Raw genomic sequence first — 9247 nt, 5'->3', positions numbered from 1 at the left:
GCCGCCGCCGTCCAGCGTGTCGCTGCCGCCGCCGCCCACCAGTTCGTCATCGCCCCCGCCGCCGTCCAGCGTGTCGCTGTTGCTCAAGCCCGACAGCGTGTCATCGTCCGCACCGCCGGTCATCACATTGGCGAGCGTGTTACCGATACCAGCGAAGGCGCCAGCGCCGGTGAAGCTCAGGTTCTCGACATTGCCGGACAGCGTCAGGGCGGAGAGCGAAGTCAGCACCGCGTCGGTGCCTTGACCTGCCAGTTCGAACACCTGGTCGCCCGCCTCGGTCACGACATAGGAGTCATCGCCAAGTCCACCCGCCATCTGGTCGTTGCCCGACCCGCCATCGATCACGTCACCTACCTTGCTGCCGATGATGGTATCATCCTTGATGCTGCCGAGGATGCGGACAACGTCGCCCGTGCCCCAGTTCACGAAGTCGAGGCCGGACAGATCGGCACGGGTTTCCCCGCCGAGATGCAGCGACAGGATGTCCTGGCCACCGCCAATGCCACCCAGGACCTGCGCCTTCAAGTCAATGCCGCCTGTCCCGAACTGCGCCATGGCGAATGCAGCTTCGGTCGTGGCCGTGCCATTGCCGAAGGTGATCTGCTCGATGGAGAGGACATCGGCAATGCGGAAGTCATGCACGCCGCCGCGGCCGATCACGATCGCATCGCGGTCCGCACCGCCGTCGATCACTTCGCCCGCCACCACATCGCCGGCCTTGAACATGAAGGTGTCGCCACCGCTCTCGCCCAGCAACGTGTCGCGTCCGCCGCCGCCGGTGATGATGTCGTCGCCGCCGTTGCCGTTGACTTCGTCATCAACGGATGTCGCCACAATCGTTTCAGACTGCGAACCACAAAAGAAACGTACGAGATCGTGGCCAGCGGTCCACTGCACGAAGGTTAGGCCGGAAAGGTCGATACTGGTGGAAGTGGCCATCAGGACGTCAAGTAGATCGCGGTCAGTTGCGCCTTCATTGCCATCGATGACGGCCTTGAGCGAGATGCCGGTGCCGAACTGTGCGGCATGGATGTTGGCCTTGCGTTCGCCGGAGCCGAAGTCAAAGAAGGACACGGTTTCGATGGAGACAATGGTTGCAATGTAGAACAGGTAAGATCCGGCATTGGTTAACTGCAGAGTATCTGTGCCCTCGCCGCCATCTATACGTTCGCCTGGCATGAGGTCAGCTGTCGACGTGTCGAAGGTGTCGTTGCCACTGCCACCGTAGAGTAAATCTGTCCCCAGGGCGCCGCGGATGATGTCGTTGCCGCCATTGCCGTTGATCGTGTTGCCGATCATGGTGCCGATAAGAATGTCATCAAAGCCGCTGCCCGCGATGTTCTCGAAGTTGAGGACGCTCTCGCTAACGCCGCTGCGGCTCCAGGTTCCAGCCGCGAGATCGACGCGGATCTGGCCTGATGTGCGCGGCGGCAGCTGGCTCAGGTCGAACGTGTCGGTGCCGAGGCCGCCGTCGAAGACATCGCCGTCGATCGTCGCATCGGACACCACAAGGCGGTCATTGCCGCCGGAGAGGCGGATCGTGTTCGTTGCTGTGGTCTCGGTGACGGTCTCGTTCCGGTCAGTGCCTTCGACATTCTCGAAGCTGATGATGGTGTCAGACTGCCCAGTGAGGGCCAGCGTCATGTGCTCATCGACAAGGTCGATGATCATCGTGCCAAGGCCGGTGGCGGTGCCGCGCAGGTCGAGCGTGTCGATCCCCGTACCGCCGTCGAGAACGTCGCCATTGGCGCCGTCCTTGTCCATGACGATGTCGTTGCCCTGGTTGCCCTCCACGCTGTCAGCGCCATTGCCGCCGTCGAGAATGTCGTTGCCCTTCGCCCCGAACAACTCATCCAGGCCATTGTTGCCATACAAGGTGTCGTCGGCAGTGGCGCCCCAAAGCGAGTCATTGCCGAGCTTGCCGCTCATCGTGGTGCCCAATGCATGGGCGATCAGCTGGTCGGAGCCGCTCGTCCCGTCCACGGTCGGATAGTAGGTTCTGTAATCATGAATGGCGACGGTCGCATTCCCGTCAGTTGTCATTTCCCTGATCAGCAACCGGCCGTCTGCAGTTGCTCCGAGGCTGCGGGTAAAGGATGAGTTTTCGAGTCCGGTGATTGTGTCGATCACGCCTCCCGACCCATTGAACACTGTGACGATGCTTGAATCGCCCTGCGTCAGCGTGCGGATCGCAAATTTCCCTTCGGCCAGCGCAACCATCGTGTACACCCCTTGGCGAGGCTGGATCGCAGGCGATGGCGTGACGGTCGAAGACCACGCGGTGCCATCTTCATTGTAAATTTGAAACTGCAAAACGATTGAAGATGACCCGTCGGTGGCAGGCGCCCGATACGCGACGAGAAAGCGGCCGGTGCTCAGGGTGATAACATCGGCATTGCCGCTCTGCGGGCTCTCCACTGCGAACGTATTGAGCACTTGCCCGCCGGACTCATCGAAGATCGAAACTTTCGCACGGTCGCCTAGGCCTCCGGGACCGCCGCTGGTGACGACAACAAATCCGCCATTCTGGAGTGCCGCAATCCTCCCGGTTGTATCGTCGGCACCATTGGGTCCGACCTTCAGGTCCGAGAGCAGCAACTCCCCATCAGCGTTGTAAATCTCGGCTCGGGACCTGACTCGCTCCATTTCAAAAATGGGTTCGATGAACGTCGTCTGATACAACCGGACGAAATTGCCATTGGCAAGTTCGACGATGGGGTCTGAACTGCTTTTCCTTGGAATGAATGAAGCATCAGTCTGCAGGGAACCATCCGCAGCATACTGGATGTGACCTTGGAATGTAGAGAGGAGAAAGCCGCCAGTTGAGAGTGGAAGAACGCCGTCAAGACTGCCGAAACTGTTGGAACCACCAGATTGGAAATCGATTGGGAAGGGCTCACCGAGCGGAATGCCTCCTGCGTCGAGTATATTGGCGATGTATTCGTCGACGCCTCCGTCTTGGTGACTTTCGGCACTTCTTTTCACCCCTATGACCAGGGTAGTGCCATTGGCAAGGCCGCACACCAGAAAGGGAGCGCCAAGGCTCGTCAACGCCACATCGGTTACCAGAAACGCGTCTTTCCAGATGGCCATCGTCGTCTCCCTGTTGTGAGCGGGGCCACCGTTTGCCGATGGCCCTCGCCTTTGACCCCGCACATGCAAGCGGCAGAAGGGGCATTGGCCGCATTCCAGGTCCGGAATGCAACCCTAGCTTTTCTTGTGGATCACGGTCTTGGCGTTTGGTAGATTTCGGGCTTGGCAATTGGCATACGGGGTGGGTATTGACAGGTGTCTACCGTTTTTCAGTCCGAAGCCCCGACCCGCTGGACAAGCGCAAGCTTGACGAGTGGAATGAGAACGTCCTGAAGAACCTGGTCAACTGCCGCTACAATCCCGCGGAAACCAGCGAAGCCTATCTGGCGGGCTGGGCCACCGATCTGGGCCGTATTCAGATTGGCCGAGTCAAAAGCTCCAGGGGATTAAGCCAGCGCGACAAGGCGTTGGTATCCGCGACCGAGGACGACCGCTTCAACCTGCTGGTGCCCGTGGGCGACGGTATCGTGTCCACCTCGCAACGGGGTGTTGAATGCAGCGCCGCTCAGGGTGGCATCGCCATGGTGCGGATGGAAGAGGCCGCCGACGTGGAATTTCACACCGAGAATGACAGCTATCTGGTGTTCCTGCCAAAGAAGGAATTGCTGTCGCGCTGCCCCGGCTTCAATGACCGCGATGCCGCAAGAGCGCTGCAGGGCGGGCCAGCCGCCGCCATGATCGGCGCCTACTTGCGGCTGGTGGAGCAACAGGGCGAGTCTGCACTCGGACTGCTGGCGCCCGCCATCACCAACCACGTGATGGACCTGATCCTGCTCTCGCTCGATGCCCGCAGCGACAACCGCGAAGCCGCCTCGCAAGGCATCAAGGCGGCGAAGGCCATGGAAGCCCAGGCCTATGTGAAAGCGCATTATGCCGATCCCGCTGCTTCGCTGGACCTCTGCGCCCGCCAGCTTGGCTGCTCGCGCAGTTACCTGCAAAAGGCCCTGGCCGCCGAGGGCAGCGGTTTTTCCGATATCCTGCGGCAGCATCGCATCGAAGCGGCCTGCGGACTGCTGCGGAGCGAGACCGGAGCCGGACGGCCCTTGATCGACATCGCCTTCAGTTGCGGCTTCATCGACCTCTCGACGTTCTACCGCGCCTTCAAGGCCGAGATGGGAATGCCGCCGGGCGAGTACCGGGACTCGCTGATGCAACGGGGCTGAGGGCACAAGCGATCCGGCGCCGGGCGTTGCGCGGAAAGACGCAAAGGCCCGGCGCAGGGTCGTCGAGAGTTGCGCGTGCCGCGCTATCCTTGAGTCGTCTTGATGATCGTCTGCTTCATGCGCGCGTCAAGGGCATCCCAGTGCGTCACGAACTTGCTCCAGCCATCCATGGTGAACACATTGAACATGCGGTGATAGTCCTCGTTCGACTTGGGGTAGTCCGCAAAATGCGCCGGCGCCACGAGGTCTTTCCGCGACATGAAGGATGACGATGAGTTGAGGAACAGTTGCTGGGTTTCCTGCTCCAGCAGATAGGCCTGGAACAGTTCGGCCAGCTCGGCGTGCTTGGTCCCGCGCACCTTCGCATACCAGTCGACATAGGTCGCGGAGCCTTCCTTGGGCACCGCCGCCGCAAAGTCGTCGCTATGCTTGGTGATGAAGTCATAGACGTCGGTCGAATAGGCCATGGCGACGGCGGCTTCCTCCTGGAACAACAGGTTGGCCAGTTCGGCGCCATCCTTGTACCAGCGCGCCGCCTTGAGCTTCTCGAGTTCGAGGAAAAGAGGCTCCATCTCCTCGGGCGTGCCATAGACCTCCTCGATGCCCGGCATCCTGTCCGACAGGATGGCCGGGATGCAGAGGTTCCAACCGAAGACGACGGAATCGAGGGTGATCTTGCCCTGGGCCTTCTCGTCCCACAGGCTCTTCCAGCTGTGCGGGTCCAGCCCCGTGCTCTTCGCGAGCAGCATCCAGAGCGTGCCGCCGCCGAAGGGCACGCCGTAGTTCTTGAAGGCGGGCCGGTTCTCGTCGAACCACGGATAGATTTCGGCAAAGCCCGGTATCTTGCTGCGGTCGGTTTCGAGGAACATGTTTTCGGCAAGGCCTGTGAGTGCGGTGTATTCATCCGCGACGATGAGGTCGAAGGGCGGATTGTCGGCCGGTGCCGCCTTGATCTGAGGGACCATCTGGTCCCAGCCGCCGACCGTCTCGGCCTTGGTGCCGTATTTCGCGTTGAAGCCTGCGATCACCGTGTCGCGGAAGGTCAGCTCATAATTGCCGGACCACGAGACCACGATCAGGCTTTCGTCCTTGAACGCCGTCTGCGCCGAGACGGGCGAGGCCCGTCCGATAATCGCCGGCATGGCCACGGCCGCCGTTGCCAGTTTCAGTACGCCACGCCGATTGAAATGCTGCATTCGTTCCTCCATGATTTTCTTGTTCGTCATTTTCCTCCGCTGCGCGAGCGGCGGGGCAGCATGCACGTTCGAGATCCGATGCGGGCGCCCTGCGGATCATGCCAGGGCTACAATTGCACTTTTACCGGATGAACTGGTGGACGAAGTCCTTGCCGAGGCCGACGCGCTCATAGTGCTTCTGCGCCGTCTCGATCAGGTAGAAATTGTCCTCGATCAGGGTCACCCTGTCCTGGTCGTCGAGGTAGAGCGTCGGCCCCTGGATGAAGAAGACGGTCTGCATTTCGTCATCGCTGTCGACCGTCAGCGTATGGATCTCGCCGGGCGGCTCCATCACGTATCCCCCGGCCTTCGCCGTCCAGCTGTGTTCGAGATAGCGCCATTCGCCCTTCAGCACATAGCCGTGCACCGGCGTCGAATGCTTGTGGCGGGAAAGCACACCGCCACGCTTGACGCGCAGCACTTCGCCATGGCCGCCACTGTTCATGTCGAAGAACAGCGGGCGGAACCAGACATTGGGTTCAAGCTCGACCCAGACGCGCTCGTCTTCGACGGGGTTCACGACAAGTTCGGGCCGCATGCCGAGTTCAGGCGTCAGCGGCGGGTCGAATGTCACATATTTTGACTTGGTCGGCTGGATGATCGTCACGGTCTGCACCCCTTTCGGATTGTCACATGGCGGAGCGTCATCAACGCTGCCGAATATTGCTTGCGGTCCTTCATTCGGCTGCCTTCGCCGGTGTCATCTCGGCGGTCAGCTTTTCGATGATCTTTCGCCTGCCCTCGTCGTCGAGCTTGCCGAGCTCGTTCATCAGCACCGGCTCGTCCACATGCTGGTTCCACCAGTCGATGGAGTTGGCGCCGAACAGGGCCCACTTGCCGACGAGCTGGCTGGTCACCTCGTTCGACGGGCCCATCACCCAGCCCGCCTTGGAATCGCGCACCAGCCTCTCAAGCCCGAGTTCGCGCATGTAGCCGCGCCCGCCGCAGGCCTGCAGCATCTGGTCCGAGACGTTGGAGGCAACACGCGTCGAGAGGAACTTGAGCTGGAAGCACCAAAGCGCGAATTTCGACCGCGGCATGGCATTGGGGTCCCGCTCGTAGATCTCCCAGCTGCCGTTCTCGGTGGCATCGTCGATGGCCTTGGCGAGCGAGAAGGCCGAGAGGCGCGAGGCCTCGGCATCCATGACGGCGCGGCCGAAAGAGTCCTGGATCGTGGGATAGTCGGCAACGCGGCGGCCATATTGCGCGTGGGTCTTGCGCATGACATGGCTCTTGGCGACATCGATGCAAGCGAGTGCCAGGCCGTTGTAGGCGCCCGCATACATGACCATGGCCAGTGGATCGATCGCCTCGTCGTTGGAGCGTGCGCCATCGCCCGGCGGGCCCACCATGCGATCGAGCGGAATGACCGCGTCGAACTCGGCGGGGCCGGACTGGTTTGCGTGCATGCCCATGGCATCCCACTTCCCGGCCGAGCCCTTCACCTCGTCCTTGTGGAACAGGAACACGGAGAGGTCGCCGTAGTTGCCGCCGAAGTTGGGGCTGGTCGTCTGCGTGACATACCAGTCGGCATAGCCGCTCGATGTGGTCCAGGCGGCCTTCTTGTGAACATGCCAGCCGCCATCGACCCGCTTGGCCCCCGACATCTTGGGATACCAGAAATGGCCGCCCGTCTCAGGGTCGGTATAAGACGCGGTGCCGATCAGGCCTTCGCGGTCGATCCGCGGCAGGAGCGCCTCGATCTCGGGATTACCCTTGGCGCGGAAGACGAGGCCGGCAAGCGCCACCATGTGCATCATGTAGATCAGCGCCGTGGAGGGGCAGCCATAGCGGGCGATGGTCTCGGCCACCATCAGCGTGCCCACGGTGTTCTCGCCGCGGCAGCCATATTTCCGGGGCGCGATGATGCCGAGCAGGCCGAGGTCGGCCAGCGCCTTGATGTTTTCGCGGGGATAGGTGTTGTTGCGGTCGGCCTCGATCGCATTGGGCCGCAGGACGTCATGGCAGACCTTGATCAGGCGTTGCTGAAGGCCCTTCTGTTCATCGCTGAGAAACCATTGCGGATCGAACTCCTCATCGAGACCGAAATAGGAATCGGCACCCCACGGTTTTGTCATGAGCCTATGTCCTGCGAATGCGTTTCAGGACGACAATGACCGGAGACGTTTCCGCCGTCTCTCTGGATGCTGCGCCGATTGTCTGAATCTTGCTGCCTTGCATTCCTGGCACATCAGCTGCGGGTCAGGCGGCGCAGGGCGGTGGGCGACATGCCGGTGTGTTTCCGGAAGACCTGTCCGAAGTGGCTCTGGCTTTCGAACCCCACGCTGTTGGCGATCTCCAGGATCGACAGTGCACTCGTCTCGACCAGATGCCGCGCACGCGCCATGCGCCTTGCCGTGAGCCAGACATGCGGCGAGCGTCCCGCCGCCTGCTTGAAGGCGCGCGCGAAGTGGAAGGGGCTCAGCCCCACCACGGTGGCAAGTTCGGCGAGGCTGATGTCGTCCGCCAGGCGTTCCCCGGCATAGGCTGCGACGGCCTGCAACTGCGAGGGCGCAAGGCCGCCACTGCGAAACTCCTTCGCAGGCCCGCTACTGTGACGTCGCAACAGGTGATGGGCCAGGAACTGGGCGCCGGTTTCGACCATCATCGCTGAACCAGGCCCCGGCGCATTCAGCTCCTCGACAAGGCTCATGACGACGTGACGGATGTGATCGTCATCGACGGCGCAGCGATTCAGCACTTCCGTGCTGCGATAGCCAGCCTCGCCGGCAACCCGCGCGACCAGCCGCGGGTCGAGAAAGATGTGGGCCTCTTCCGTGGGATCACTCCAGCGCCAGGTGTTGGCCTGCCCGGCCGCCATGATGATCACCTGGCCACGGCGCACATCGGCCGCCATGCGCCCGCCGGAGAGAATGCCCTCCACTTGTATGGGTCCGCCCAGCGTGACGGAGACATAGTGATAGTCGATCTCGGGCGCCGGCACATAGTCCGGCAGGCCGGCGAAGCGGTGATGGCCGATGCCCAGCGACTGCCATTGCGCAAAGCCGCGGCTTCCGACGGGTTCTCCGTTCAACGCTGCAATCCAGCCGGTGAGCATGTCCATCACCTCCCTGCAATGTCGGTGAAGCCGCTGCCATCAGCTGCTCCATTCCCGGCAACAGATTGGGGCAACGGCCAGTCATTCGCAACGCTGAAACAGCGGACTGCACACGCCCCGCTGGCGGAGGCAGACGCCTTCACGGCAAGTGACGGGTGCCCGGTGAGCGCCGCACGGCGCGGATAGGCCAGAACCAGAAGCGTCTTCATCGCGGCGCTACTTGCCCGTGGCGGCCTTGAAGCTCTCGGCGTCGGCATAGGGGAACCACCAGAAGTCCTGGTTGGAGGCCTTCGGATCGATCATCACGAACTTGGTGTTCTGGAATTGCGCAAGCCCTTCCGACCCCAGCTGCCGGCCCATGCCGGAGAGCTTCCGCCCGCCGAACGCCAGGGCGTCATTGTCGAGCAAGGGCGCATTGATCCACAGGATGCCGGACTCGATCTCGCGCACGGCACGGAAGATCTCGTCATTGTCGAGCGAGTAGAGATTGCCGCCGAGGCCATAGCGCGAGCGGTTGGCGAGTTCGATGGCCTCATCGAAGCTCTTGACGCGGCAGATGGGAGCGACCGGCCCGAACGGCTCCTCGTTGATGATGTCCATGTCAGGCGTCACGCCCGACAGCACGGTCGGCTCGACAAACCAGCCGCGGTTGAGTTCAGCCGGGCGGCGGCCGCCGGTCTCCACCCTGGCGCCCTGCT

The 9247-nt window shown here is 62.1% G+C and carries 6 protein-coding genes and 1 pseudogene; 1 reads left to right on the top strand and 6 read right to left on the bottom strand.

The features are described 5' to 3' along the window. Window positions 1-2598: pseudogene (locus tag ACEW8Q_RS08410) on the bottom strand (hypothetical protein); the annotation flags it as partial. Window positions 2599-3281: 683 nt separating this feature from the next. Here ACEW8Q_RS08410 and ACEW8Q_RS08405 point away from each other — a divergent pair. Continuing rightward, window positions 3282-4256 (top strand): helix-turn-helix domain-containing protein, encoded by a 975-nt coding sequence (locus ACEW8Q_RS08405; RefSeq protein WP_373503605.1) that lies wholly within the window; start codon window positions 3282-3284, stop codon window positions 4254-4256. A gap of 83 nt (window positions 4257-4339) precedes the next feature. On the opposite strand, the gene ACEW8Q_RS08400 is transcribed toward ACEW8Q_RS08405, so the two are convergent. From ACEW8Q_RS08400 to ACEW8Q_RS08380, 5 genes are all read right to left on the bottom strand, one after another. Next, window positions 4340-5452: a PotD/PotF family extracellular solute-binding protein gene (locus ACEW8Q_RS08400; protein WP_373503604.1), complete on the bottom strand. Its 1113-nt coding sequence runs from the start codon at window positions 5450-5452 to the stop codon at window positions 4340-4342. Window positions 5453-5573: 121 nt separating this feature from the next. Continuing rightward, window positions 5574-6098, bottom strand: a complete 525-nt coding sequence (locus ACEW8Q_RS08395; RefSeq protein ID WP_373503603.1) for a 2,4'-dihydroxyacetophenone dioxygenase family protein — start codon at window positions 6096-6098, stop codon at window positions 5574-5576. Window positions 6099-6168: 70 nt separating this feature from the next. Beyond that, entirely contained in the window at window positions 6169-7569 is a 1401-nt protein-coding gene (locus tag ACEW8Q_RS08390; protein WP_373503602.1) for an acyl-CoA dehydrogenase family protein, read from the bottom strand. Window positions 7570-7682: 113 nt separating this feature from the next. Continuing rightward, window positions 7683-8555: a helix-turn-helix domain-containing protein gene (locus ACEW8Q_RS08385; protein WP_373503601.1), complete on the bottom strand. Its 873-nt coding sequence runs from the start codon at window positions 8553-8555 to the stop codon at window positions 7683-7685. 210 nt (window positions 8556-8765) lie between these two features. After that, the coding region (locus ACEW8Q_RS08380; RefSeq protein ID WP_373503600.1) for an aldehyde dehydrogenase at window positions 8766-9247 on the bottom strand (482 nt) is incomplete at its 5' end.

This window comes from Aestuariivirga sp. (assembly GCF_041738905.1).
Lineage (GTDB): Bacteria > Pseudomonadota > Alphaproteobacteria > Rhizobiales > Aestuariivirgaceae > Aestuariivirga.
This window is presented reverse-complemented; position numbering and strand designations above follow the sequence as displayed.

What these genes read in the sequence shown, in the direction of transcription:
- ACEW8Q_RS08400 (WP_373503604.1), bottom strand. Translation starts at nt 5,452, where the DNA reads ATGCAGCATTTCAATCGGCGTGGCGTACTGAAACTGGCAACGGCGGCC.
- ACEW8Q_RS08390 (WP_373503602.1), bottom strand. Translation starts at nt 7,569, where the DNA reads ATGACAAAACCGTGGGGTGCCGATTCCTATTTCGGTCTCGATGAGGAG.
- ACEW8Q_RS08385 (WP_373503601.1), bottom strand. Translation starts at nt 8,555, where the DNA reads ATGGACATGCTCACCGGCTGGATTGCAGCGTTGAACGGAGAACCCGTC.